The organism is Geodermatophilus sp. URMC 64, from assembly GCF_053502555.1.
This window is the reverse complement of sequence record NZ_CP199955.1, coordinates 5,586,417-5,611,776: the sequence shown is the minus strand read 5'-3', so window position 1 is coordinate 5,611,776 and position 25,360 is coordinate 5,586,417. Positions and strand designations below refer to the sequence as shown.

Here is a 25,360-nt window from a genome sequence, read left to right as displayed (position 1 = left end):
GCCGCGGTCAGCCGTATCAGCGGCGCAGCTCGCGCAGCGCGTCCGCGCCCACCCACCGGGCACCGCGACCGCCCTCGCGCAGCGCCAGGGCGGTCTCGACGGCGCGGGCGCGCAGCGCGGGGTTCCGCTTGCCGATCTGGCGCAGCGCCCAGCTCGCCCCCTTGCGGACGACGGGGCGCTCGTCGTCCCCCCGTTCCGCGACGGCGTGCAGGAACGCCTCGAACCGGTCGTCGTCCGCCCGTTTGTCCGACACGGCGAGGCCGGCCATGACCGCGAAGCCGGCGCGCTTCACGTACGGCTCCGGCCGCGCGCTCCACTCCAGTGCCTTGTCCCACGCGAACGGGGTGTGGCGGACGAGGTTCTGGCAGACCTGGTCGCAGAGGTCCCACGACCGGAAGTCGGCGGCCCACGCGTCGAGCTGGTCGGCGTCGGCGGCGGCCGGCTCCTCGACCAGGCCGGCCAGGAGCCGGGCCTCGTGGATCCCGGACGCCCACAGCCCGGCGGCCAGCTCGTGCGAGCGGCCCAGCTCCTTCGCCAGCACCCGCAGCTCGGCGACGGTGACGCCGAGCGCGGCGCCGCCGCCGATGCCGTAGCGGGCCATCCCCGGCAGCCGCGACGGGTCGGCCAGCGCCCGCAGCCGGTCCAGGACGGCGTCGGTCACCGCGTGAGGACGACGGGCAGGTCGGCCAGGCCGCGGATCACGAACTCCGGACGACGCCGCGCGGGCCGGTCCAGCTCCAGCCGCGACGTGCGGGAGAGCAGCGCGCCGAAGGAGGCCTGCAGCTCCACGCGGGCCAGCGGTGCGCCGATGCAGAAGTGGATGCCCGCACCGAAGGAGATGTGCGGGTTGTCGGTGCGGCCGACGTCGAGGGTGTCGGGCTCGGCGAACACCGCCGGGTCGCGGTTGGCCGCCCCGAGCAGCGCGGCGATCTTCTGCCCGGCCGCCACGGTGACCCCGCCGATCTCGACGTCCTCCGTGGCGGTGCGCTCGAACAGCTGCAGCGGCGAGTCGAAGCGCATGAGCTCCTCGATCGCGGTGGGCAGCAGGCCGGGGTCGTCGCGCAGCCGCTGCATCTGGTCGGGGTGCTCGAGCAGCGCGAGCAGGCCGTTGCCGGAGACGTTGACCGTCGCCTCGTGTCCGGCGTTGAGCAGCAGGATGCACGTGGTGACCAGCTCGTCCTCGCTGAGCCGGTCGCCGTCGGAGTCGCGCACCGACACCAGGTGGCTGATCAGGTCGTCGCCGAGGTGCTTGCGCCGGTCGGCGGCCAACGCGCGCAGGTACTCGACGAACTCGGCGGCGGCCTGCTCGGCGGCGTCCTCCACCGCCGTCGTCCGCCCGTACTCGTACATCTTGACGATCGCGTTCGACCAGGGCCGCAGGCTCGGGCGGTCGACGTCGGGCACCCCCAGCAGCTCGGCGATCACCGCGACCGGCAGGTGCTCGGCCATCCCCGACAGGACGTCGACCGGCTCGGCCCCGGCGGAGCGCTCGACCAGCCCGTCGACGAGGTTGCCGGCCAGCTCCTCGACCCACGGCCGCAGCCGCTTCACGTGCCCGCGGGCGAACGCGGAGCTGACCAGCCGGCGCAGCCGGGTGTGCTCCGGCGGCTCCACCTCGAGGATCGCGTTGCGGTGGATCAGGTTGAACTGGCCGAACCGCTCGGCCGGCTCCTTGTCGCGCCAGATCCGGCCCAGCCGGCGGTCCCGCAGGACGGCGTTGGCCTCCGCGTGCGTGAACGCCAGCCACAGCTGCAGCCCCTCGTGCCACTGCACCGGGGCGACCGCGCGGGCCCGCGCGAAGGCCGGGTACGGATCGGCCACCACCGCCGGGTCGGTGAGGTCGAGCGGAGCGGCAACCTCGGTCACGGAGGGCAGCGTAGGTGGCAAGGTCACCGCCGTGACCCTCGCTCGAGCGGTGAACGCCTGGGGTGCGACGGACGACGACCTGCGCCGTCCGCTGCCCTGCGACCGGGTGCTGCCGGACGCCGACGTGGTGCTGCACCGGGCGGTGGACGTCGCCGCGCCTCCAGAGCTGGTCTTCCGCTGGCTGTGCCAGCTGCGAGCGGCGCCGTACTCCTACGACGTCGTCGACAACCTCGGCCGCCGCAGCCCGCAGCGGCTCACCCCCGGGCTCGACCGGCTGGCCGTCGGCCAGCCGGCCATGCGGGTCTTCCGCGTGGTCTGCTTCGAGCGGCCCGAGCACCTCACCGTCGACCACCGCGGCGTCTTCGGCCGGGTCGCGGTCACCTACGCGGTCTCGCCGCGGGACGGCGGGGCGCACCTGCTCATGCGCATCCGGTGGACACCGCCGGCGCTGCCGCTGCCGACATCGCTGACCGTCCGCGCGATGGCGCTGGGCGACCTGGTGATGGCCCGCCGCCAGCTGCGCAACCTCCAGCGGCTCGCCGAGCGGGATGCGGCCGCCGTCGCAGGGTCCCGCCCGAGCCTGCGGGGGTCGGGGGGCGAGGGGGTCGTCTAACTAGGCTCGGCGCATGGCTCGCTCCGCAACCAAGCGCCGTTCCGCCGCCCCGCAGGTCGCCGAAGGCGGGATCAATCCCAAGGCGCCCTGCCCCTGCGGCTCCGGTCGGCGCTACAAGCACTGCCACGGCTCCGGCTACGCGCCGCCGGTGGCCCGCCCGTTCGAGGGCCTGCCGGGCGAGCCGCACTGGGTCGCCCTCCGTGAGCTGGTGCCCGCCGCGACGGCTCCGCTGAGGACCGCCGACGGCCGCGACGTCACGCTCGCCAGCGTCCTCCCCGGCGGGGCACCCGCCCTCGTGCGCGCGAACGGCGAGATCCTGCTCGGCGTCCAGCTGCCCGCCTCCTCCGACGACGTCAGCCGCGACCTGGGGACGGCGCTCGCGGCCGCGCTGGAGGCGCCGGCCGGCGCCCCGGTCGACCCGGGCCCGGTGGGCGCCGCCGGGTCGGCCGGGCCGCGGCTGCAGGAGGTGCTCGACCTCACCGCACCGCTCGAGGTCACGGTGCACCCGGACTTCGGCTTCTGGCTCGAGGGCACCGACGCCGGACCCGCCGCGATGGCCGGCCTCGAGCAGGCCAACGCGGCGGTGCTGCCGACCGAACGGCTCGACGGCCTCGGCGCCGCGTACTGGGTGCGGCCCGGCAGCGAGCGCGCCCACCTGCGCTGGGTGCGCCCCGAGGACGAGGAGCCGCTGCTCGACGCCCTCGCCCGCCTGCGCGCCGCCGAGGAGCTGACCCTCGGCGAGGGCACCCGCTACGCCGGGGCCTTCCGCGCGCACGGTCTCGTCGTCCCGGTGTGGGACCTGCCCGCCGACGCCCCGGCGGCCGACTGGACCGGCCCGGCGACCGAGTTCCAGACCCGCCTCGAGCAGGCCCTGGCGGTCCCGGAACCGCTCAGCGCCGACGAGCGTCGCGCCCGGGCCGGTCTGCTCTCCCGACAGGTGACCCTGCGCTGAGCTGCGGAGGTTCGACCGCGGGTGGAGACTGACCGCGCCATGTGAGCCCAGCGAGATGCGAAGGGGGGCTCAGATGACGAGCGCGTTACCCGATCGTGACATCTCAATCTGCTCGGTTGGGCTTGACGTATACCCCTTGTTAACGCTCACACTGACCCCGCTCGCGACGAGCGGGCCTGAGCGCCCCAGCGGCGGCAGAGATCTCGAAGAGGAGATGAGCAGGTGAGCAAGAAGCTCAGGTTGAGCGCCCTGGGCGCGACGCTGGCGCTGGGTCTGGTGGCCTGTGGCGGCAGCGGCGCCGGTGGCAGCTCGAGCGCGGGCGACGCCAACGCCAACCCGGAGGACCAGACGATCGGCGTCTCGATGCCGACGCAGACCTCCGAGCGATGGATCGCCGACGGCAACTCCGTGAAGGAGCAGCTGGAGGACAAGGGCTACACGGTCGAGCTGCAGTACGCGAACGACGACATCCCCACCCAGTCCCAGCAGGTGGACCAGATGATCACGCAGGGCGCTGACCTGCTCATCATCGCCGCGATCGACGGCACCGCGCTGTCGAGCCAGCTGCAGGCCGCGGCCGACGCGGGCATCCCGGTCATCTCGTACGACCGGCTGATCCGCGACAGCGAGAACGTCGACTTCTACGTCAGCTTCGACAACTTCGCGGTCGGCGTCGCGCAGGGCAACGCGCTGCTCACCGGCCTGGGCATCGCCAACGACGAGAACCCGGGCGGCACCGCGACCGGTCCGTTCAACGTCGAGCTGTTCGCCGGCTCGCTGGACGACAACAACGCGCACTTCTTCTTCGACGGCGCGATGTCGGTCCTCCAGCCGAAGATCGACGACGGCACGCTGGTCGTGAAGTCGGGCCAGACCGACATCGAGCAGTGCGCGATCCTGCGCTGGCAGCAGGAGACCGCCCAGAAGCGCATGGAGGACCTGCTCACCTCGGCCTACAGCGACGGCTCCACGGTCAACGGCGTCCTCTCGGCCTACGACGGTCTGTCCCGCGGCATCATCACCGCCCTGCAGAACGCCGGCTACGGCCCGAACCTCGACTCGCAGCCCAAGCCGATGCCCGTGGTCACGGGTCAGGACGCCGAGATCGCCTCGGTCAAGCTGATCAACGACGGTGTCCAGAGCTCCACGATCTTCAAGGACACCCGTCTCCTGGCCGAGCAGGCCGTCGTCGCTGCCGAGGCCTTCCTCAAGGGCGGCGAGCCCGAGGCGAACGACACCGAGACGTACGACAACGGTGTCAAGGTCGTCCCGTCCTACCTGCTGCCGGTCGTGACCGTCTTCAAGGACGACATCCAGAAGGAACTGATCGACACCGGCTACTGGACGGCCGACGAGGTCGCCTCCGGTCAGTCCGACTGACCGACAACCCCCGAGTCCCGGCCGGGCCCGGCAGCAGCGATGGCGCTGCCGGGCCTGGCCGGCACCAGCTTTCCGGGTCCGCTCGCCACGTCCGCCGGACGGGGCCATGCTGACTTCCACACAGTTCCCACACAGCGCGCCAGAGCGAGGACGACGGAGTCCATGGACGACCACATCCTGGAGATGCGCGGCATCACCAAGACCTTCCCCGGCGTGAAGGCGCTGGAGAACGTCAACCTCTCGGTCCAGCGGGGCGAGATCCACGCGATCTGCGGAGAGAACGGCGCCGGCAAGTCGACGCTGATGAAGGTGCTCTCCGGCGTCTACCCGACCGGCAGCTACGACGGCGAGATCATCTACGACGGGCAGTCGGTCCACTTCTCCGGCATCCGCGACAGCGAGCACGTCGGCATCGTGATCATCCACCAGGAGCTCGCCCTGGTGCCCTACCTCTCGATCGCCGAGAACATCTACCTGGGCAACGAGCGCAGGGGTCGCGGCGGCCTGATCGACTGGAACAAGGCCAACGCCGACGCCGCCGCGCTGCTCAAGCAGGTCGGCCTCGACGAGAACCCGGTCACGCCGGTCGGCCAGCTCGGCGTCGGCAAGCAGCAGCTGGTCGAGATCGCCAAGGCGCTCTCCAAGGACGTCCGCCTGCTGATCCTCGACGAGCCGACGGCGGCGCTGAACGACAACGACTCCGCCCACCTGCTCGACCTGCTGCGCCGGCTCCGCGAGCAGGGCATCACCTCCATCATGATCTCGCACAAGCTGAACGAGATCACCGCGGTCTCCGACAACGTCACCGTCATCCGCGACGGGAAGACCGTCGAGACGCTGAACCTCCATCGCGGTGAGGTCACCCAGGAGCGGATCATCCGCGGGATGGTCGGCCGTGACCTGGAGAGCTTCTACCCTCACCGCGAATCCCACCCCGGCGAGGAAGTGCTCCGGGTCGAGGACTGGACCGTCTGGCACCCGACGCAGGACCGCAAGATCGTCGACGGTGCCAACTTCACCGTCCGCGCCGGGGAGGTGGTCGGCATCGCCGGACTCATGGGCGCCGGGCGCACGGAACTGGCGATGAGCATCTTCGGCCGCTCGTACGGGCGGAACATCTCCGGCCGGGTCTTCGTGCACGGCAAGGAGGTCCGGGCGCGCAACGTGGCCGACGCCATCGACGCGGGCATCGCCTACGCCACCGAGGACCGCAAGCGGTACGGCCTCAACCTCATCGAGGACATCCGCCGCAACGTCTCCGCCGCCGCGCTGAAGAAGCTCGCCGGTGGCGGCTGGGTCAACGGCAACGAGGAGATCAAGGTCGCCGAGGGCTACCGCAAGGAGATGAACATCAAGGCGCCCAGCGTGCTGTCGATCGTCGGAAAGCTCTCCGGCGGCAACCAGCAGAAGGTCGTCCTGTCCAAGTGGCTGTTCACCGATCCGGATGTGCTCATCCTCGACGAGCCGACCCGGGGTATCGACGTGGGCGCCAAGTACGAGATCTACACGATCGTCAACCGGCTGGTGGCGGCCGGGAAGGGCGTGCTCGTCATCTCGTCGGAGCTGCCCGAGCTGCTCGGCATCTGCGACCGCATCTACACACTGTCGGCCGGCCGCATCACAGGCGAGATGCCGGTCGCCGACGCCACGCAGGAGAGCCTCATGGCGCTCATGACCAAGGAGAGGGAGCTCGCCGCATGACCAGGACCGCGCCGCCGCCGGCGGAAGAGACCTCGTCCGCGACCGAGACCGCGCAGGCCGCTGCGCTGCACACGGGCACCAGTGACGTCCGGGCGCTGTTCACCCGCAACCTGCGGCAGAGCGGCATCTACATCGCGTTCGTCGTCATCATCGCGCTGTTCGCGATCCTCACCGGCGGCACGCTGCTGTCGCCCGGGAACATCACGAACATCGTCCTGCAGTACTCCTACATCCTGATCCTGGCCATCGGCATGGTCATGATCATCATCGCCGGGCACATCGACCTCTCGGTGGGCTCCGTGGTGGCGCTGACCGGCGCGACCTCCGCGGTGATCGTGATCCGCCAGGGGATGCCCTGGTGGGCCGGCATCCTCGCCGCGCTCGGCGTGGGCCTGCTCGTGGGTTTCTGGCAGGGCTTCTGGGTGGCCTACGTCGGCATCCCGGCGTTCATCGTGACCCTCGCCGGCATGCTGCTGTTCCGCGGCCTGACCCTGCAGGTGCTGGACAACATCTCGCTCTCGCCGTTCCCGAGCGAGTACAGCAAGATCGCCAGTGGCTTCCTCAACGGGCTCATCGGCGGCAACGGCTACGACGCCTTCACGCTGCTCATCGGCGCGCTCGCGGTCGTGGGTTACGCCTTCAGCACCTTCCGAACCCGCGTCGCCCGGATCAAGTACCAGCAGCCGGTGGAGTCCTTCCCGCTGTTCGTGGCCCGGATCGTCCTGGTCGGTGCCGTGGTCATGGCCTTCGCCTGGCAGCTGGCGCACGCCCGCGGCCTGCCGATCATCCTGATCATCCTGGCTGTGCTGATCCTCGCCTACACGCTGGTCACCCAGCGGACCGTGTTCGGCCGCCAGGTGTACGCGATCGGCGGCAACCTGGCCGCCGCGACGCTCTCCGGCGTCAAGGTGCGGGCGGTCAACTTCTGGCTGTTCGTGAACATGGGCGTGCTCGCCGCCGTCGCCGGCATCGTGTTCTCGTCCCGATCGAACGGCGCGCAGCCCGCGGCCGGGAACATGTTCGAGCTCGACGCGATCGCGGCCTGCTTCATCGGCGGTGCCGCCGTCACCGGCGGTGTGGGCACCGTGATCGGGGCCATGGTCGGTGGTCTGATCATGGCGGTCATGAGCAACGGCATGCAGCTCATGGGCATCGACCAGTCGGTCCAGTCGGTGGTCAAGGGCCTCGTGCTGCTGCTGGCCGTCGCGTTCGACGTCTACAACAAGCGGCGCGCCGGCGCCCGCTGACCGCAAGGTGCGGACCAGCCCCGGCGCCCGCGGGCGCCGGGGCGGTCCCCGCGCACCCGCACCCAGCCGACCACGCCCAGGAGGGAGACCCGTGCAGCCCGATGGAGCGCCTCGTGCGCTCGTCATGTCCGACGTCGCGGCCCGCGCCGGTGTCTCCCACCAGACCGTCTCCAGGGTCATCAACGGCTCGCCCAACGTGGCGCCGCTGACCCGCGAGCGGGTGCTCGCCGCCATCTCGGAGCTGGGCTACCGCCCCAACACGGCGGCCCGCGCGCTGGTCACCGGGTCGACGCGGACGATCGGGTTCGTCACGGTCAACATCAACCAGTACGGCCCGGCGCAGACGCTGGTCGGCCTCGAGCAGGCCGCGCGGGCGGCCGGCTACGCCCTGGCGGTCACCGTCCTGGACGACGCGACCGCGGAGGCGATGCGCGACGCCATCGACCGCTTCGTCGCGCAGTCCGTCGACGCGGTCGTGGCGCTCGGTACCTACGACGATGCCTTCGAGGCGCTGCACGCCATCTCGGCGCCGGTGCCGCTGGTCACCGTCCAGAGCGGCGGCGCCCTCGAGGAGCCGGCGGTGGGCGTGGACCAGCTGACCGGCGCCCGGCTGGCCACGGGGCACCTGCTGGAGCTGGGCCACCGCACGGTGCACCACGTCACCGGCCCGGCCGACTCGAAGGAGGCCCGCGACCGCATCGCGGGCTGGCGGGCCGAGCTGGTCGCCGCCGGTGCTCCGGTGCCGGAGATCCTGCGCGGCGACTGGACGCCGTCGTCGGGCTACGCCGCGGGCAAGCTGCTCGCCGCCCGGGTGCGCGACGGCGAGGAGATCACCGCCGTCTTCCTGGCCAACGACCAGATGGCGCTCGGCCTGCTCGCCGCCTTCCACGAGGAGGGGCTCGAGGCGCCCCGCGACGTCAGCGTCGTCGGCTTCGACGACCTGCCCGAGGCGCCGTACTTCACCCCGCCGCTGACCACGGTGCGGCAGGACTTCGCCGAGCTCGGCCGCCGCGGTGTCGAGCTGGTGCTGGCCCGGCTCAAGGGCGAGGAGTTGCACCCGGCCCCGGTGCCGGCGTCCCTGCTGGTGCGCTCCAGCACCGGCCCCGTGCCGCACCGGGGATGAGGCGGCCTGAGCTGTTAGCGCTAACATCCGGTCGCGTGCCGGTGGGCGGAAGGGGCTCCTGACATGACGACGGATGCCGGCGAAGCGATCACCGGAGGTCGCACGGCCCTGGGCATCGAGCTGGGCTCGACCCGGATCAAGGCGGTGCTGATCGGCCCGGATCACGCTCCGCTCGCCGTCGGCAGTCACGACTGGGAGAACCAGTTCGTCGACCGGCTGTGGACGTACTCGCTCGAGGCCGTCTGGGCCGGGGTGCAGCAGAGCGTGGCGACGCTGGCGGACGACGTGCGGCGACGCCACGGGGTCGAACTGGCAGGCGTCGGCGCGCTGGGCGTGTCGGCGATGATGCACGGCTACCTGGCGTTCGACGCCGACGGCGAGCTGCTCACGCCGTTCCGCACCTGGCGCAACACGAACACGGGCCGATCAGCGGAGAGGCTGAGCGCGGAGTTCGGCTTCAACATCCCGCACCGGTGGAGCGTCGCGCACCTCTACCAGGCGATCCTGGACCGCGAGGAACACGTCGGCCGGCTGGACCACCTGACGACCCTGGCCGGGTACGTGCACTGGCAGCTCACCGGCGAGAAGGTCCTCGGCATCGGCGACGCCAGCGGCATGTTCCCGATCGACACCGGCACCGGCGGGTACGACACCACGATGCTGTCCCGGTTCGACCAGCTGGCTGCCGAGGCCGGGGTCGAGCTGACCCTCGCCGACCTGCTGCCCGGGATCGCGGTCGCCGGCCGGCCGGCCGGCGAGCTCACCGAGGCGGGCGCGAAGCTGCTCGACCCGACCGGGCGGCTGCGTCCCGGCATCCCGCTCTGCCCGCCGGAGGGTGACGCGGGCACGGGGATGGTCGCCACCAACTCGGTCGCTCCGCGCACCGGCAACGTCTCCGCGGGGACCAGCATCTTCGCCATGGTCGTGCTCGAGCACGAGCTCACCCGGATGCACCGGGAACTCGACGTGGTCACCACGCCGGCCGGGGATCCGGTGGCCATGGTGCACTGCAACAACGGGGCCAGTGAGCTGAACGCCTGGGCGGGGCTGTTCACCGAGTTCGCCCGGGCGCTGGGTTCCGAGGCCGACCCGTCGTCGGTCTTCGAGGTCCTGTTCACCGCCGCTCTCGGCGGCGCCAGCGACGGCGGCGGGCTGCTGGCCTACAACTACCTCTCCGGGGAGCCGATCACCGACCTGGAGGAGGGGCGGCCGCTGTTCGTGCGCTCCCCGGGCAGCCGGTTCGACCTCGCCACGTTCATGCGGACGCACCTGTTCGCGTCCCTGGCCACCCTGCGGATCGGCATGGACGTCCTGCAGAAGGCCGAGGGCGTGCGGCTCGACCGGATGTTCGCGCACGGCGGCCTGTTCAAGACCGAGGGCGTGGCGCAGCGCTTCCTGGCCGCGGCGATCGGGACGCCGGTCTCGGTCGGCGACGTCGCGGCCGAGGGCGGGGCGTGGGGGATGGCCGTCCTCGCCGCCTTCGCCGTCCGGCGGGCACCGGAGCAGGACCTGGCCGACTACCTGGACACCGCGGTGTTCACCGGCGTCCGGCTGCAGACCGCCGAGCCCGAGGCGGACGACGTCGCCGGCTTCGACGCCTTCATGCGGCGGTACGTCGCGGCGCTGCCGGTCGAGCGGGCCGCCGTGGAGCACGTGGGGAACGAGGAGACAACGGCATGACCAGCACCCTGACCGAGCGTGGCACCCACCGTGAGCAGCGCGAGCACGTCGCCCGGCTGCACGCCTACCTGACCCGCTACGAGCTGGTCACCTGGACCTCGGGCAACGTGTCCGAGCGGGTGCCCGGTGAGGACCTGTTCGTCATCAAAGGCAGCGGCGTCGAGTACGACGAGCTGACCTGGGAGGGCGTCACCGTCTGCGACCTCGACGGCAACGCCGTGGACGGCGTGAAGAAGCCGTCGTCCGACACCGACGCGCACGCCTACGTCTACCGGAACATGCCCGAGGTCAACGGCCAGGTGCACACGCACAGCCCGTACGCGACCGCCTGGGCGGCGCGCGCGGAGGAGATCCCCTGCGTGCTGACGGCGATGGCCGACGAGTTCGGCGGCCCGATCCCGGTCGGTCCGTTCGCGCTGATCGGGGACGACTCGATCGGCCGCGGCATCGTCGAGACGCTGTCCGGCTCCCGGTCGCCGGCGGTGCTGATGCGCAACCACGGCGTCTTCACGATCGGGCCGACGGCGAAGGCCGCGGTCAAGGCCGCCGTCATGACCGAGGACGTCGCGCGCACCGTGCACTTCTCCCGCCAACTGGGGGAGCCGCTGCCGATGGACCAGGCCGACGTCGACAAGCTCTACGCCCGCTACCAGAACGTCTACGGACAGTGAGGAAGTCTCTCTGATGCGCACCGATCCGTTCGCCGGGGCTGAGGTCTGGTTCCTGACCGGGAGCCAGGACCTCTATGGCGAGGAGACCCTGCAGCAGGTCGCCGAGCAGTCCCAGCGGGTGGCCGCCGGGCTCGATGCCGCCGACGCCGTCCCGGTCCGGGTGGTGTGGAAGCCCGTGCTCAAGGACGCCGGCGCGATCCGCCGCGCGATGGGTGAGGCCAACGAGGACCCGAACTGCCTCGGCGTCATCACCTGGATGCACACCTTCTCGCCGTCGAAGATGTGGATCTCGGGCATCGACGCGCTGCGCAAGCCGCTGCTGCACCTGCACACCCAGGCCGACGCCGCCCTGCCGTGGGCGACGATCGACATGGACTTCATGAACCTCAACCAGGCCGCCCACGGCGACCGCGAGCACGCGTTCATCCTGACCCGCATCCGCCAGCCGAGGACGACGGTCGCCGGCCACGTGTCCAACCCGCGCGTGCAGGCCCGGGTGGGCTCGTGGGTGCGGGCCGCCGCCGGCGCCGCGGCGGCGCGGTCGCTGAAGCTGGCCCGCTTCGGCGACAACATGCGCAACGTCGCCGTGACCGAGAGCGACAAGGTGGAGGCCGAGCTGCGCTTCGGCGTCTCGGTCAACACCTGGGGCGTCAACGACCTGGTCGCCGTCGTCGACGCGGTCGAGGACAAGGCCGTCGACGCGCTGGTCGAGGAGTACCTGGACCTGTACGACTTCCGGGACGGCGCCGAGCCTGGCGGGCCCGAGCACGAGGCGGTGCGCTACCAGGCGCGGATCGAGGCGGCGCTGCGCACGTTCCTCGAGGACGGCGACTTCGGCGCGTTCACCACGAACTTCGAGGACCTCGGCGGCCTGCGCCAGCTGCCCGGCCTCGCCGTCCAGCGGTTGATGGCCGACGGCTACGGCTTCGGCGGCGAAGGGGACTGGAAGACCTCCGCGCTGCTGCACGTGCTCAAGGTGGTCGGGCACGGGCTGCCGGGCGGGACCTCCTTCATGGAGGACTACACGTACCACCTGGACACCGACACCCCGAAGATCCTCGGCGCGCACATGCTGGAGGTCTGCCCGACGATCACCGACGAGCGGCCCCGCGTGGAGGTGCACCCGCTGAGCATCGGGGGCCGGGAGGACCCGGCGCGGCTGGTGTTCACCGCGACGCCGGCGTCCGGTGTGGTCGTGGGGTGGTCGGACCTCGGCGACCGGTTCCGCTGGGTGGCCAACGAGATCGACGTCGTCGAGCCGGACGAGCCGCTGCCGAACCTGCCGGTGGCGCGCGCGGTGTGGGAGCCGAGGCCGGACTTCTCGACCGCGACCGAGGGCTGGCTCACCGCCGGCGGCCCGCACCACACGGTGCTGTCCACCCAGCTCGGCGCCGACGAGCTCACCGACCTGGCCGAGGTCTTCTCGACCGAGCTGGTGGTCATCGACGCCGACACGACACGGCGGTCGCTGGCCAAGGAGCTGCGCTGGAGCGCCGCCTACCACCGCCTCGCCCAAGGCATCTGACCTTGGGGCCAAAGTGGCCATTTTGGCCCGGACAACGGCCGTGACCGGCGCCCGGGAGGGCCAAAATGGCCACTTTGGCCAGGGCTCAGCCGAAGGTGATGAGGGGTTTGAGGATGCCGTCCTCCTTGGTCTGCATCATCTCGAAGGCGCGCTCCACGTCGTCGAAGCCGAACCGGTGCGTGGTCAGCGGCGTCGGGTCGATGCGTCCGGTCTGCAGCAGCCGCAGCAGCCGGGTCATCCGCTCGCTGCCGCCGGGGCAGAGCCCGGTGTGGATCGCCTTGTCGTTCATGCCCAGCCCGAAGGCGTCCAGCGGCAGCGGCAAGGGATTCGGGTTCTCGCCGTGGTAGCCGATGTTGGAGACCCGGCCGCCGGCCTTGGTCACCCGCAGGCAGCCCTCGAAGGTCTCCGGGAAGCCGAAGGCCTCGATGGCCGCGTCGACGCCCTCGCCGCCGGTGAGGTCCATGATCTGCTCGACCGGATCGCCCTCGGTGAAGTCGACGACGTCGTCCGCGCCGAACCGCCGGGCCATCTCTTTGCGCTCCGGTCGTGACTCGACGGCGATCACCCGCCCGGCGCCGAGCAGGTTGGCCCCCATCGTGGCGCACAGCCCGACGGGCCCCTGGGCGAACACGGCCACGGTCTCGCCGAACTGCAGGTAGGCGTGCTCGGCGCCCATGAACCCGGTCGAGAGCATGTCGCAGGTGTAGACGGCCTGCTCGTCGGTGACGTCGTCCGGGATCGGGGTGAGGTTGGCCGCGGCCGCCGGGACGACGAAGTACTCGGCCATGTTGCCGTCCATCTGGGCGGTGTACCGGTAGCCGCCGAGGGCGCCCCCGCACTGGCTCGGGAAGCCCCGCTGGCAGTAGCTGCACCGGAAGCACGGCGTCACGGCGTTGACCGCGACCCGCTGGCCCTCGCTGAACCCGGTCACCGCCGAGCCGAGCGCGTGCACGACGCCCACCGACTCGTGGCCCAGCGTGCGGCCGTTCTCGACCGGCAGGGCCCCCTTCACGGTGTGCACGTCCGACGTGCAGACCAGGGAGGCCGTCGTCCGGACGACGGCCTCCTCCGGCCCGGGGGTCGGGATGGGCTTCTCCACCACGGCGGTCTTCCCGACCTCGAGCATCACGAAGGCACGCATCACGTCGGCCATGGGTCTCTCCTCGGCGCCGGTCGGCCCCCGTGCCGGGGGCGGTGCCTGGAGCGTGGTGCACGGGGGAACGACGGCGCACCCCTTGTCTCAGAGAGCTACAGGGGATCGCGCGCCACGGGGCAGCTCATGCACCGCGGGCCGCCGCGGCCGCTGCCGAGCTCGGAGCCCGCGATCCGCACCACCTCGATGCCGGCCGCCTCGAGGGCCGCGTTGGTGACGGTGTTGCGCTCGTAGGCGACGGCCAGGCGCGGCGCCAGTGCCAGGGTGTTGTTGCCGTCGTCCCACTGCTCGCGCTCGGCGGTGACCGGGTCCAGCCCGGTGTCGATGACCCGCAGCCGGTCGATGCCCATGGCGTCGGCGGCGGCGGTGAGGAACGGCGCCGGGCCGCGGACGGTCAGCCCGATCTCGCCGGCGTCCGCCCCCGGGTTCTCGGCGGTGACGGTCCACGCGACGAGGGAGTCGGCGACGGCCGGGTACATGACCATGGCGTCGACGTCGACCATCGTCGCGATGGTGTCCAGGTGCATGGTCGCCCGCTGCTGCGCGATGGGGACGACGAGCACGGTGTGCGCCACGTCGCGGCTGAACAGCTGCCGCGCCAGCCGCTCGGCACCGCCGGCCGTCGTCCGCTCGCCGACGCCGACCGCCACGACCCCGGGCGCCAGCAGCAGGACGTCGCCGCCCTCCAGGTGCTCGAAGTGGGCGCCGTAGAGCTGCTCGACCCCGGCGAAGCGTGGGTGGTGCGTGTAGACGGCCGCGGTGATCGTGCTCTCCCGGTGGCGGGCCGGCATGGCCAGCGAGGTCACCGCCACCTCGTCGCCGATCCACACCGAGGAGTCGCGCGTGAACAGCAGGTTGGGCAGCGGCGCGACGATGAAGTCCGAGCGGTGCATCAGCTGGTAGGCCAGGCCCGAGCCGCCGCGCAGCTCGTCGTGCGCCAGCCCGGCGATGAGCGCTCCGGCCAGGTCCTCGGGGGCCAGGTCGGCCAGCTGCGCGGAGGCCGCGCGCCGCAGCGTCGTCCCGAGCCGGGGGTCGTCGACGGCGGCGGCGATGAGCTCGGCCCGGGCGGCGGGGACGGCGAGGACGTCGGCGAGCAGCCGGTCGAGGTGCAGCACCTCGACGCCGCGGTCGCGCAGCGCCTCGGCGAACGCGTCGTGCTCCTCCTGCGCCCGCGCAACCCACGGCACGCCGTCGAAGAGCAGCTGGTCGTTGTTGCGCGGCGTGAGCCGGGAGAGCTCCGGGCCCGGCCGGTGCAGCAGCACGGTGCGGAGGGTCCCGACCTCGCTGCTGGCGCCCACGGCGGTCCGGGTCGCGGCGTCGGTCATGATCGGCAGACTGGCACAGCCGCCCGCTCCGGCGCTGCTCAGGCCGCTGGATAAGGTGCGCCCGGGGCGGCAATTCCGCGCCCCGCGACGACGCGGGAGGCGGCACGTGGATCTGTTCGACCTGACCGGCAAGGTGGCCGTGGTCACCGGCGGCACCCGGGGGATCGGCCTGATGATGGCGCGCGGGCTGCTCCAGGCCGGGGCGCGCGTCTACCTCAGCTCCCGCAAGCCGGAGGCCTGCGAGCAGGCCCGCAAGGAGCTCTCCGCCTTCGGCACCGTGCACGCCGTGCCCGCCGATTTGTCCACCGAGGAGGAGTGCCGTCGCCTGGCCGGTGAGGTGGGGCAGCGCGAGGACGAGCTGCACATCCTGGTCAACAACGCCGGCGCCACCTGGGGTGCGCCGCTGCAGGAGTTCCCCGCCTCGGCCTGGGACAAGGTGCTCGACCTGAACCTGAAGTCCCCGTTCTTCCTCACCCGCGCGTTCCTGCCGCTGCTCGAGGAGGCCGGCACGGACGACGACCCGGCGCGCGTGGTGAACGTCGGCAGCATCGACGGGCTGCACGTGCCGCCGATGCACACCTACTCGTACTCCGCGTCGAAGGCGGCGCTGCACCACTTGACGCGGGTGCTGGCGCGCGAGCTCGGCCCGCGCCGCATCACCGTCAACGCCGTCGCCCCGGGGCCGTTCGAGTCGAAGATGATGGCGGCCACGCTGGAGGCCTTCGGCACCGAGATCGCCGCCCGCTCGCCGCTGGGCCGCATCGGCCGCCCCGACGACATGGCCGGTGTCGTCGTCTACCTGACCAGCCGGGCCGGCGCCTACGTCACCGGCGCCGTCATCCCCGTCGACGGCGGCATCGCCACCACCAAGTAGCGCCGTCCCAGCTCACCGCACCGCGTCCTGGCTCACGTCCCACCGTGAGCCAGGAGCCGCCACGATCAGCTCAGCTGATCGTGGCCGCGGCTCTCAGGCCGAAGCCGCCGCGGGATCGGCCGGCGGCGTGGTAGAGCGCGTGCGGCTGGGACGGACCGCCGTGTCGGCGGGCACCCGCGCCAGGTGTGACTCGGTCAGGGCGATCTGGTGCGGCGAGCCGACCAGCCGGCCCTGCTGCCGCGCGGCCAGCCACCACTCGCGGGCGGCCACGGTGTCGCCGTGGTGCTCGGCGATCCGGCCGAGCAGCTCGTCGTAGGCGCCCAGCGAGAACGACGGCGTCCCCAGGACGGCCTGCCGCCCGCGGAAGGGCAGCAGCTGGACGACGGCCAACTCCTGCTCCGGCTCGTCGCCGAGGTGCAGCGCGACCTCGGCCTCCAGCAGGACGGCGACGTCGCTGGCCCAGTCGCGGATGTGCGTCCGCCCCCAGCGGGCGCGCAGCCGCCGCGCCTCGGCCAGGTCGCCGGACTCCGCCGCCGCGAGCACCGCCATCAGCTGCAGCAGCGGGTTGCCCTCGTCGCCGGTCTCGACCAGCAGGTCGATCGCCTCGGGCAGCCGGGAGTCGCCGCGGCGCAGGGTGAACTGGTGCGCGGCGTAGGCGTGCCGGGCGTGCGGGGTCACCCGGCGGTACCGCTCGTAGGCCTCGGTGGTGAGCTCCTCGGCCCGCCAGGCGTCGCCGCGCAGCCACGCCGCGCCGGCCTGCTGCCACAGCACGTGCGGGCGCACCTCGGGGCCGGACAGCGAGATCGCCAGCCGGCGGGCGGCGTCCGAGTCGGCCTCGAACCCGCGCAGGTCGGTCAGGTGCAGCCGGATCGCGGCCCGGTGCAGCCGGGCGAAGAACTCGGTGCGCCGCGGCAGCCCGCGACCGGCCAGCGCGATGGTCTCGTCGGCGGCCGCCAGCCGCAGCTCGGCGGCGCCGGGGCGGCCCCATACGCCGAGGCTGTAGTTGTTCAGCGTGCGGCCGAGCAGCTCGGGGTCGCCGATCCGCCGCGCCAGCTCGACCGCCCGCTCGGCGTACCGCACACCCTTCTGCAGGTCAGAGCTGAACGCCAGCTCCACGCCCAGGGTGCCGAGCAGGCGGGCGGCGAGCCGGTCGCGCTCGTCGTCGGTGTCGGCGAGCTCGTCGCGGTGCTCGAGCAGGTCCTCCAGGACGGCGACCATGTCGTCGTCGACCATGCCGTGCGGCCGCCAGTTCCAGACGGTGATGCTGCCCCAGATCGCGGCCGCCTCGGCCAGGCACCGGCGGTCGCCCAGCTCGCGGGCCGCCGCGATCGCCTGCCCGGTGATCTCGTGCGCCTCGGTGCGCTGGCCGCTGCGCAGCAGGTCGTTGCCGAGCAGCGTGAGCAGTTGGTGCCGGGTGCGCAGCGCGTCGGGGGCGTTCGGGTCGAGCAGCCGCAGCGCCCGCCGGGTGTGCTCGGCCGCCTCCCCGTGCGCCCAGCGGGAGCGCGCCGCCTGCGCGGCCTCGGCCGAGTAGCGCCGGGCGGGACCGGGGCCGGCCACCGGCACCGCCTCGACGAAGTGGTGCGCCAGGCGCTCCAGCAGCGACGCGTCGGGGGATCCGGCCGCGGCACGCTGCTCCAGGGCCGCGCCGAGGCGGGCGTGCAGCCGCGCCCGCTGCAGCGCCGACAGGTCGCCGACGAGCACCTCCTGCACGAGGGCGTGGGTGAACCGCCAGGTCCACGGCGTCGTCCCCTCGACGACCAGCCCGACGGCGACCGCGGGGTCCAGCGCGGCGAGCGCCTCCTCGGCGGGGCTGCCGGCGGCCTCGAGCAGGTCCAGCGGCACCTCGCGGCCGGCGACGGCGGCCAGCTGCAGGACCGCGCGGGTGCCCTCCGGCAGCCGGGCCAGCCGCTTGCGCAGCACCTCGCCGATCGACGGCGGCACCGGCACGCGGTCGAGGTGCAGGTCGTGCGAGCCCAGCATCCAGCGGGAGAGCTCGACGACGAAGAACGGGTTGCCGCCGGTGCGGTCGTGCACCGCCGAGGCCAACGAGCGGTCGCCCGAGGAGCCGAGCTGGGCGGCCAGCAGCGCCGCGACGTCGTCCGCGCCGAGCCCGACCAGCCGCAGGCAGGTGGCGGCGGGCTCGCGGGCCAGCCGGGCCAGGCAGTCCGCGACCGGCTCCGGCACCTCCTCGCCCGTCGTCCGCGCGGTGACCATCAGCAGCAGTGGCACGCGGGGCAGGTGCCGGCCGAGCAGCCCGAGCAGCTGCACCGACGTCGTGTCCGCGCCCTGCAGGTCGTCGAGGACGACGAGCACCGGGCGGGTCGCGGCCGCGGTCAGCCGGCTGCGCAGGTCCTGGAACAGGCGGAACCGGGCGGCGTCGGCGTCCCCGCCGGCCTCGTCCTCGGTGACCAGCGTCAGCTGCTCCTGGCCGAGCTGCTCCAGCGCCTGGGTCCACGGCCACAGCGCCGGGGCGCCGGCGTCGTCCGCGCACCGGGACCACGCGACCGACCACCCGGCGGCGCGCGCCGCGTCGGCCGCGGTCTCGGCCAGCCGGGTCTTGCCGATGCCCGCCTCGCCCTCGATGACGACGACGGCGGCGCGCCCGGCGCCGACCTGCTCGGCGACCGCGCGCAGCCGGTCCAGCTCCTGCCGGCGGCCGACGATCGTCGCTCCGGCCGGGGCGGGCGCCGGCGCGGGGGCGACGGTGAGCTTCGGCCGCGGCAGCCGATCGAGCAGCCTGGGGTCCTGCCGCAGCACCGCCTGCTCCAGGTCGCGCAACTCGGGGCCGGGGTCGATGCCGAGCTCGTCGCGCAGCAGCTCGGTGCACCGGCGGACCGCCTCGAGCGCGTCGGCCTGGCGGTCGGCGGCGTAGAGGGCGGTGACCAGCCGGGCCCACAGCCGCTCGCGCAGCGGGTTCTCGGCCACCAGGTGCTGCAGGTCGGTGACCGCCTCGTCGGCGCGGCCGAGGGCGAGCAGGGCGTCGCAGCGCCGCTCGCGGGCGCGCACGTGCAGCTCGACCAGCCGCAGCCGGTCGGTGCCGACGGCGGGATCGTCGCCGAGCTCGGCCAGCGGCTGCCCGCGCCACAGCTCGATCGCGCGGTCGAGCAGGCCGACCCCGCGGGTGGCGTCCCCGCCCTGGACGGCGCGGTCGCCCTCGTCCACGAGCTCGGCGAAGCGGAGCGTGTCGAGGTCTGCGGCATCGGTGCGCAGCAGGTAGCCGGGGGACCGGGTGAGGAGCACGGTGGGCGCCTCGCGCGGACCGCGCTCCGGCTCGAGCACCCGGCGCAGGTGCGATACGTAGGCCTGCAAGGTGCCGGTCACGGTGGGCGGCGGCTCGTCGCCCCACAGCGCGGCGACGATGCGGTCGACGCCGACGACCCGGTTGGCCTCGGCGAGCAGCAGGGTGAGCAGTGCGCGGGGCTTGGCGCCCCCCACGTCGACCGGTCGCCCGTCGGTTCCCGTGACCTCCAGCGGGCCGAGGACGCGGTAACGCACGACGCGGGATCTTCGCAGGACGGGGAGGGAAAAGGGAGCCCTTCCGGTATCAGCGGCGCTTGCAAGAGGTCCTCCAAGAGTCTTGCAAGTGGGGGTCAAGCGGCCCCCGCCACCGTGAGCGCCGTCCCGAACAGCTCCCACCGTGACCCCGAGGGAAGAACCCCACATGAGCATCAACGAGCTCGACACCACCGAGCCCGCCGGCCTCGTTCTCGACGACGAGGCCCTCGACAGCCTGGCGCCGGCGATCCCGGCCGCCGACGTCGACGACCTGCGCAGCCGAGTGCACGGCCCCGTCTACGCCGCCGGCGACGACGGCCTGGCCGCCGAGGTCGCGACCTGGAACCTCGCCGTCACCCACACCCCCGCGATCGCCGTCGGGGCCACCTGCGCCGCCGACGTCGCCGCCGCCGTCTCGTGGGCCACCGCGCACGGCCTCAAGGTCGCCGTCCAGGCCACCGGGCACGGCCCGGTGCGCAACGCGGCCGGCTCGCTGATGGTCTCCACCCGCCGCATGCAGGGCGTCACGATCGACCGGATGCGCGGCACCGCCCGTGTCGAGGCCGGGGTGAAGTGGATCAAGGTCCTGGAGGCGGCCGCGCCGTTCGGGCTGACCGGCCTGTGCGGCTCGTCGTCCGACGTCGGCGTCGTCGGCTACACCCTCGGCGGCGGGCTCGGCTCGCTCGGCCGCAAGTTCGGCTTCGCCGCCGACTCGGTGCTCTCCGTCGAGATCGTCACCGCCGACGGCGCCCTGCGCACCGTCTGCCCCGAGGAGGAGCCCGAGCTGTTCTGGGCCGTCCGCGGCGGCAAGGGGAGCTTCGGCGTGGTCACCGCGATCGAGATCCAGCTGGTCCCGGTCCGGTCGGTGTTCGGCGGCGGGATCTTCTTCGCCGGCAAGGACGCCGCCTCGGTGCTGCACGCCTTCCGGGAGTGGGCGCCGACGCTGCCGGAGGAGGTCGGCACCTCGATCGCGATCCTGCGGGTACCGCCGCTGGAGGAGCTGCCGCCGCCGCTGCGCGGGCAGACCGTCGTCCACCTGCGCTACGCCTACGCCGGCGACGACCCCGCAGAGGGCGAGCGGCTGCTCGAGCCGATGCGGGCCAGCGGCGAGATCGTGCTGGGCTTCGTCCACCCGCTGCTGACCACCGAGCTCGACGCCATCCACATGGACCCGACCGACCCGTTGCCCGGCTGGGAGAAGGGCATGCAGCTGGCCGAGCTGCCCGCGGAGGCGGTCGACGCCCTGCTCGCCGCCGCCGGTCCGCAGCTGGACATCCCCCTGATCATGGTCGAGATCCGGCTGCTCGGCGGCGCGCTGGCCCGCCAGCCGAAGCACCCGAACGCGGTCGCCGGCCGCGAGGGCGCCTACCAGGTGCTGACCCTCGGCCCGGCGATCCCGGAGCTGGCCGCGGTCGTGCCCGCGCTCGGCAAGGGTGTGCTTCGGGCGCTGGAGCCGTGGAAGGCGCCCGGGTGCGTCATCAACTTCCTCGGCGAGGTCGAGGGGCCGGCGGAGGTGGCCGCGGCCTACCCGCCCGGCGTCGCGGAGCGGCTGCTGGCCGTCAAGCGGGCGGTCGACCCCGACCGCGTCTTCTCCTTCGGCCACGCGATCTGAGCACACCTGCCCCGTGACCCCGGGCGCTCGCGGAGGGGATTCGTGCGCGTGACGCGCACGAATCCCCTCCGCTTCACTCCGGGAGGAGGACCCCGGGGTTGCAGATGCCGGCCGGATCCAGGCGCTGCTTGACCGCGCGCAGCACCTCGACCCCGAGCGGGCCGATCTCGCGCTCCAGCCACGGCCGGTGGTCGGCGCCGACCGCGTGGTGGTGGGTGAGCGTGCCGCCGGCCGCGAGCAGCGCGTCGGTGGCCGCCCGCTTCGCCGCGAGCCACTGCTGGATCGGCAGGTCGTCGTCCCGGTCGGCGAGCACGGTGAAGTAGAGCGAGCCGCCGGTCGGGTAGCCGTGCGACAGGTGGGTCATCACGAGGGGACGGCGCCCGTCCCGGGAGAGGGAGTCCCGCAGCGCCCGGCGGACGGCGTCGTACACCGTCGGCAGCGCCGTCCAGGTGGCCGCCGTCTCCAGGGTCTCGACCAGCAGGCCGCCGTCCATCAGCCGGTCGCGCAGGTACGGGCCCTCGAAGCGGTGCGCCCGCCACGACTCGCCGACCCGCGTGCCGAGCCGGACCGCGCCGTCCTCGCGCAGCACCGACGCCGCCGCCTTCCGGCGGGCGCGCACGAGCGTCGGCAGCCCCTCCCAGCCGACGACGAGCAAGCAGCCGTCGCCACGGCCGCGCGCCTTGAGGCTGCCCCGCAGCGCCCGCGCGCCGGCCCCGGAGGCCATGAGCAGGTTGGCCCGGGTCTCGTCGAGGTCGGAGAGCCGGACGACGTCGGGCAGCAGGTCGTGCCGCGCCAGGCGCTGCAGCCCGGCGAGCCCGGCGGCCCACGTGCGGAACGACCAGCCCTCGTAGCGCGTCGTCCGGGCGCGCGGGCGGACCCGGAGCCGCAGCGCGGTGATGATCCCGAGGGTGCCCTCGGACCCCACCGCGAGGCCGAGCAGGTCGGGCCCGGCGGCGGTCGCGGGCGGGGAGCCGAGCTCCAGCACGCCCTGCGGCGTCGCCAGCGTGACCCCGGCGACCAGGTCGTCGAAGCGGCCGATCCCGGTCGACTGCTGCCCGGCCGACCGGGTCGCGGCGTAGCCGCCGAGCGTCGCGAACTCGAAGCTCTGCGGCAGGTGGCCCAGCGTCAGCCCGTGCTCGGCCAGCGCGGCCTCCAAGGCCGGGCCGCGCATCCCCGGGCCGACGGTGACCAGGGACGACGGCACGTCGACGGCGTGCACCGCCGCCATGCGGGACACGTCGACGGCGACGCAGGGCCGGTCGTCGGGGTCGGTGCCGGCCAGGCCGCCGACCACGCTGGTGCCGCCCCCGAACGGGACGACGACCACGCCGTGCGCGCTGCACGCGGCCAGCAGCGCGGCGGTCTGCTCGGTGCTGCCCGGGGTGAGGACGGCGTCCGGGGCCTCGTGCGCGTCGCCGGCGCGGCGGCGCAGCAGGTCGAGGTAGCTCTTCCCGCCGGCGTGCCGCAGCCGTGCCTCGCGGTCGGTGCGGACGTTCTCCTCGCCGAGCAGCCCGGTCAGCACGATGTGCGCGGACTCCGGCAGCCGGGACGGCGCCAACGCGATGTCGTCCACCGGCACCGGGGGCGTCGCGCGCGGTGTCCAGCCCAGCTCGCGGGTGAGGTACCGGCGCGCGGCCTTGGGCACGGTCTCCCCGGCGGCGGGCCGCGCGGGCCCCCAGCCCTGGATCGTCAGTTCCGGCTGCTCGGACATCGCTACAGTCTGCCGGTGCTGCCCGGAGCCCTGAGCCCTGCCCGGCGGGCCCGTGACCTCGACGTCCTCGCCGGCGGTCGCGTCGACGTGGTCGTCGTCGGCGGGGGAGTGACCGGCGCGGGCGTGGCCCTGGACGCCGCCTTCCGCGGGCTGTCCGTGGCGCTGCTGGAGCGCACCGACCTGGCCGCGGGCACCAGCCGGTGGTCCTCCAAGCTGGTGCACGGCGGGCTGCGCTACCTGGCGCACGGCGAGCTCGGGCTGGCGCGGGAGAGCGCCCGCGAGCGGGCCGTGCTCATGGGGACGACCGCGCCGCACCTGGTCCGGCCGCTGCCGTTCCTCGTGCCCGACGTCGCCGGCCGGTCGGTCAGCGCGCTGGCCGAGCTCGGCGGGCGGGCCGCCGACACGATCCGCCTCTCGGTCCCCGGCGGCCGGGGTTCGCTCCCCGGGACGCGGCGGGTGTCCCGGGCCGCGGCGGCCCGCCTGGTGCCGGCGCTGCAGCCGGGCCGCGGCGGCGTCGTCTTCTGGGACGGGCAGCTCGCCGACGACGCCCGGCTGGTCGTCGCGCTGGCGCGCACCGCGGCCGCGTACGGCGCGCACGTGCTCACCGGCGCTGAGGTCACCGGGGTGGACGGCGCCGACGTGCACGTCTCCCTGCCCGGCGGGGTGTCGACCACGGTGCGGGCCCGGGTGGTCGTGAACGCGACCGGGGTGTGGGCGCAGCGGCTCGCCCCGGGGATCCGGCTGGTGCCCTCGCGCGGCTCGCACCTCGTGGTGCCGGGCGAGCGGCTCGGCTCGCCGTCGGCCGCGCTCACCGTGCCGCTGCCGGGGTCCCGCTCCCGGTACGTCTTCGCGCTCCCGCAGCCGGGCGGGCTGGTCTACCTGGGCATCACCGACGAGCCGGTGGCCGGCCCGCCGGGGGACGACGACCCGAAGCCCTCCGACGCGGAGGTGGCGCAGCTGCTGGACACGGTGAACCAGGTGCTGGCGGCGCCGCTGAAGCGGGCGGATGTGGTGGGCGCCTACGCCGGGCTGCGGCCGCTGGTGCTGCCCGCCTCGGCCGGCACGGGGCCGGGCGACGCGACCGCCGACCTCTCCCGCAAGCACCTGCTGGAGTGGGACGGAGCGGTCCTCACCGTCGTCGGCGGCAAGCTGACCACCTACCGCGCCATGGCGGAGCAGGCGGTCGACCGGGTCGTCGCCCGCCTCGGCCGCGGCGCCGCGCGCTCCTCGACCGCCCGGCTGCCGCTCGTGGGCGCCGCGCCGCGGGTCGTGCTGCCCCGGATCGCCACCCCCGCCCGGCTGGTCGCCCGCTACGGCACGGAGGCGCCGCTGGTCGAGGCGCTGGGCACCGAGCCGGTGATCGCGGGCCGACCGGAGACGCTGGGGGAGCTGCGCTTCGCCGTCCGTGCCGAGGGCGCGCGGACGGTGGCCGACCTGCTCGATCGGCGGACGCGGATCGGGCTGGTCCCGGCCGACCGGGCGCGGGCGGCGATGGTGGCCGAACGGATCCTGGCCGAGCAGAACTGACCACCTGCGGCCATTGTGGCCACTTTGGCCGTTATCCCACCAAGCGGGAGAGTGGTTCCACTCTGTGGACCCCGTGCGGGAGGCTGTCCGGGTGGACACCTACACGCACGGGCACGCGGACGCGGTGCTGCAGTCGCACCGTTGGCGGACGGTGGAGAACTCCGCGGCCTATCTCGCCCCGCACCTGCGGGCCGGCCTCGACGTTCTCGACGTCGGCTGCGGCCCCGGCACGATCACCGTCGACCTCGCCGCGCGGGTGGCGCCCGGCCGGGTGGTCGGGCTCGACGTCTCCCCGGCGCCGCTGGAGGAGGCGCGTGCCCTGGCCGGGGCCCGCGGCGTCGCGGTCACCTTCTGCGTCGGCGACGTGTACGCGCTCGACGCGGCCGACGACTCGTTCGACGTCGTCCACGCCCACCAGGTGCTGCAGCACCTGACCGATCCGGTGGCCGCGCTGCGCGAGATGGCCCGGGTCTGCCGGCCCGGTGGGCTGCTCGCCGTCCGGGACGTCGACTACGCCACCTTCGTCTGGTGGCCGGACGACGAGGGCCTCGACCGGTGGCTGGACCTCTACCACAGGGTGGCGCGGCACAACGACGCCGAGCCCGACGCCGGCCGAAGGCTGCTCGCGTGGGCGCACGCGGCCGGCCTGCGCGACGTCACCGCGACGACGTCGTCCTGGTGCTACGCCTCGCCGGCCGAGCGGGAGTGGTGGGGCAACTCCTGGGCGGGGCGGGTGACCGCGTCGTCCTTCGCCGAGCAGGCCGTCGCCTACGGCCTGGCCACCCCGGACGAGCTCGAGCAGATCGCCGCCGCCTGGCGGCGGTGGCGGGACGCCGACGACGGCTGGCTGTCGATGACGCACGGAGAACTGCTCATCCGCGTGTGAGCGGAGGGGATCCGTCGCG

Annotated in this window: 19 protein-coding genes; 13 read left to right on the top strand and 6 right to left on the bottom strand. The window is 73.8% G+C overall.

Annotated features, from left to right (window positions below):
- Positions 1 to 16: 16 nt before the first annotated feature.
- Both ACWIYF_RS27505 and ACWIYF_RS27500 read right to left on the bottom strand, forming a co-directional pair.
- The gene (locus ACWIYF_RS27505) at positions 17 to 661 is read right to left on the bottom strand and encodes a DNA alkylation repair protein (protein WP_448626007.1); all 645 of its coding nucleotides are present in this window, start codon (positions 659 to 661) and stop codon (positions 17 to 19) included.
- The gene (locus ACWIYF_RS27500) at positions 658 to 1,866 is read right to left on the bottom strand and encodes a cytochrome P450 (RefSeq protein WP_448626006.1); all 1,209 of its coding nucleotides are present in this window, start codon (positions 1,864 to 1,866) and stop codon (positions 658 to 660) included. Before ACWIYF_RS27500 ends, ACWIYF_RS27505 begins: the two co-directional genes overlap by 4 nt.
- Before the next feature lie 31 nt (positions 1,867 to 1,897).
- Here ACWIYF_RS27500 and ACWIYF_RS27495 point away from each other — a divergent pair, with 31 nt between their 5' ends.
- The 9 genes from ACWIYF_RS27495 to araA all read left to right on the top strand — a co-directional run bounded on the left by ACWIYF_RS27495 (position 1,898) and on the right by araA (position 12,758).
- Complete coding sequence (locus tag ACWIYF_RS27495) at positions 1,898 to 2,479, top strand: hypothetical protein (RefSeq protein WP_448626005.1); 582 nt, start codon at positions 1,898 to 1,900, stop codon at positions 2,477 to 2,479.
- 13 nt (positions 2,480 to 2,492) lie between these two features.
- The gene (locus ACWIYF_RS27490; protein ID WP_448626004.1) at positions 2,493 to 3,431 is read left to right on the top strand and encodes a DUF5926 family protein; all 939 of its coding nucleotides are present in this window, start codon (positions 2,493 to 2,495) and stop codon (positions 3,429 to 3,431) included.
- A gap of 222 nt (positions 3,432 to 3,653) precedes the next feature.
- Entirely contained in the window at positions 3,654 to 4,811 is a 1,158-nt protein-coding gene (gene chvE, locus ACWIYF_RS27485; RefSeq protein ID WP_448626003.1) for a multiple monosaccharide ABC transporter substrate-binding protein, read from the top strand.
- A gap of 162 nt (positions 4,812 to 4,973) precedes the next feature.
- Complete coding sequence (gene mmsA / locus ACWIYF_RS27480; RefSeq protein ID WP_448626002.1) at positions 4,974 to 6,512, top strand: multiple monosaccharide ABC transporter ATP-binding protein; 1,539 nt, start codon at positions 4,974 to 4,976, stop codon at positions 6,510 to 6,512.
- Complete coding sequence (gene mmsB / locus ACWIYF_RS27475; RefSeq protein ID WP_448626001.1) at positions 6,509 to 7,759, top strand: multiple monosaccharide ABC transporter permease; 1,251 nt, start codon at positions 6,509 to 6,511, stop codon at positions 7,757 to 7,759. The genes mmsA and mmsB overlap by 4 nt, the downstream gene beginning before the upstream one ends.
- A gap of 91 nt (positions 7,760 to 7,850) precedes the next feature.
- Positions 7,851 to 8,882, top strand: coding sequence for a LacI family DNA-binding transcriptional regulator (locus ACWIYF_RS27470; protein ID WP_448626000.1), 1,032 nt, complete (start codon positions 7,851 to 7,853; stop codon positions 8,880 to 8,882).
- A gap of 63 nt (positions 8,883 to 8,945) precedes the next feature.
- Positions 8,946 to 10,562 (top strand): xylulokinase, encoded by a 1,617-nt coding sequence (locus ACWIYF_RS27465; RefSeq protein WP_448625999.1) that lies wholly within the window; start codon positions 8,946 to 8,948, stop codon positions 10,560 to 10,562.
- Positions 10,559 to 11,233, top strand: coding sequence for an L-ribulose-5-phosphate 4-epimerase (locus ACWIYF_RS27460; RefSeq protein WP_448625998.1), 675 nt, complete (start codon positions 10,559 to 10,561; stop codon positions 11,231 to 11,233). The genes ACWIYF_RS27465 and ACWIYF_RS27460 overlap by 4 nt, the downstream gene beginning before the upstream one ends.
- A gap of 13 nt (positions 11,234 to 11,246) precedes the next feature.
- On the top strand, positions 11,247 to 12,758 hold the full coding sequence (gene araA, locus ACWIYF_RS27455; RefSeq protein WP_448625997.1) for an L-arabinose isomerase: 1,512 nt from the start codon (positions 11,247 to 11,249) through the stop codon (positions 12,756 to 12,758).
- An 85-nt stretch (positions 12,759 to 12,843) separates the two neighbouring features.
- Here araA and ACWIYF_RS27450 read toward each other — a convergent pair whose 3' ends face one another.
- Positions 12,844 to 13,911 (bottom strand): NAD(P)-dependent alcohol dehydrogenase, encoded by a 1,068-nt coding sequence (locus ACWIYF_RS27450; RefSeq protein WP_448625996.1) that lies wholly within the window; start codon positions 13,909 to 13,911, stop codon positions 12,844 to 12,846.
- A gap of 95 nt (positions 13,912 to 14,006) precedes the next feature.
- Positions 14,007 to 15,236, bottom strand: a complete 1,230-nt coding sequence (locus ACWIYF_RS27445) for an arginine deiminase (protein ID WP_448625995.1) — start codon at positions 15,234 to 15,236, stop codon at positions 14,007 to 14,009.
- A 106-nt stretch (positions 15,237 to 15,342) separates the two neighbouring features.
- Between ACWIYF_RS27445 and ACWIYF_RS27440 the strand changes: the two genes are divergently transcribed.
- A complete protein-coding gene (locus ACWIYF_RS27440; RefSeq protein ID WP_448625994.1) occupies positions 15,343 to 16,110 on the top strand; it encodes an SDR family oxidoreductase in 768 nt (255 codons plus the stop codon).
- A gap of 93 nt (positions 16,111 to 16,203) precedes the next feature.
- Here ACWIYF_RS27440 and ACWIYF_RS27435 read toward each other — a convergent pair whose 3' ends face one another.
- On the bottom strand, positions 16,204 to 19,605 hold the full coding sequence (locus ACWIYF_RS27435; protein ID WP_448625993.1) for a BTAD domain-containing putative transcriptional regulator: 3,402 nt from the start codon (positions 19,603 to 19,605) through the stop codon (positions 16,204 to 16,206).
- A 166-nt stretch (positions 19,606 to 19,771) separates the two neighbouring features.
- On the opposite strand from ACWIYF_RS27435, the gene ACWIYF_RS27430 reads away from it, so the two are divergent.
- Positions 19,772 to 21,217, top strand: a complete 1,446-nt coding sequence (locus tag ACWIYF_RS27430) for an FAD-binding oxidoreductase (protein WP_448625992.1) — start codon at positions 19,772 to 19,774, stop codon at positions 21,215 to 21,217.
- A gap of 73 nt (positions 21,218 to 21,290) precedes the next feature.
- Here the strand turns inward: ACWIYF_RS27430 and ACWIYF_RS27425 are convergent, their stop codons facing one another.
- Positions 21,291 to 22,928, bottom strand: coding sequence for an FAD-binding oxidoreductase (locus ACWIYF_RS27425; protein ID WP_448625991.1), 1,638 nt, complete (start codon positions 22,926 to 22,928; stop codon positions 21,291 to 21,293).
- 15 nt (positions 22,929 to 22,943) lie between these two features.
- On the opposite strand from ACWIYF_RS27425, the gene ACWIYF_RS27420 reads away from it, so the two are divergent.
- Positions 22,944 to 24,455, top strand: coding sequence for a glycerol-3-phosphate dehydrogenase/oxidase (locus tag ACWIYF_RS27420; RefSeq protein ID WP_448625990.1), 1,512 nt, complete (start codon positions 22,944 to 22,946; stop codon positions 24,453 to 24,455).
- A 91-nt stretch (positions 24,456 to 24,546) separates the two neighbouring features.
- On the top strand, positions 24,547 to 25,341 hold the full coding sequence (locus ACWIYF_RS27415; protein ID WP_448625989.1) for a methyltransferase domain-containing protein: 795 nt from the start codon (positions 24,547 to 24,549) through the stop codon (positions 25,339 to 25,341).
- The last annotated feature ends 19 nt before the right edge of the window (positions 25,342 to 25,360 follow it).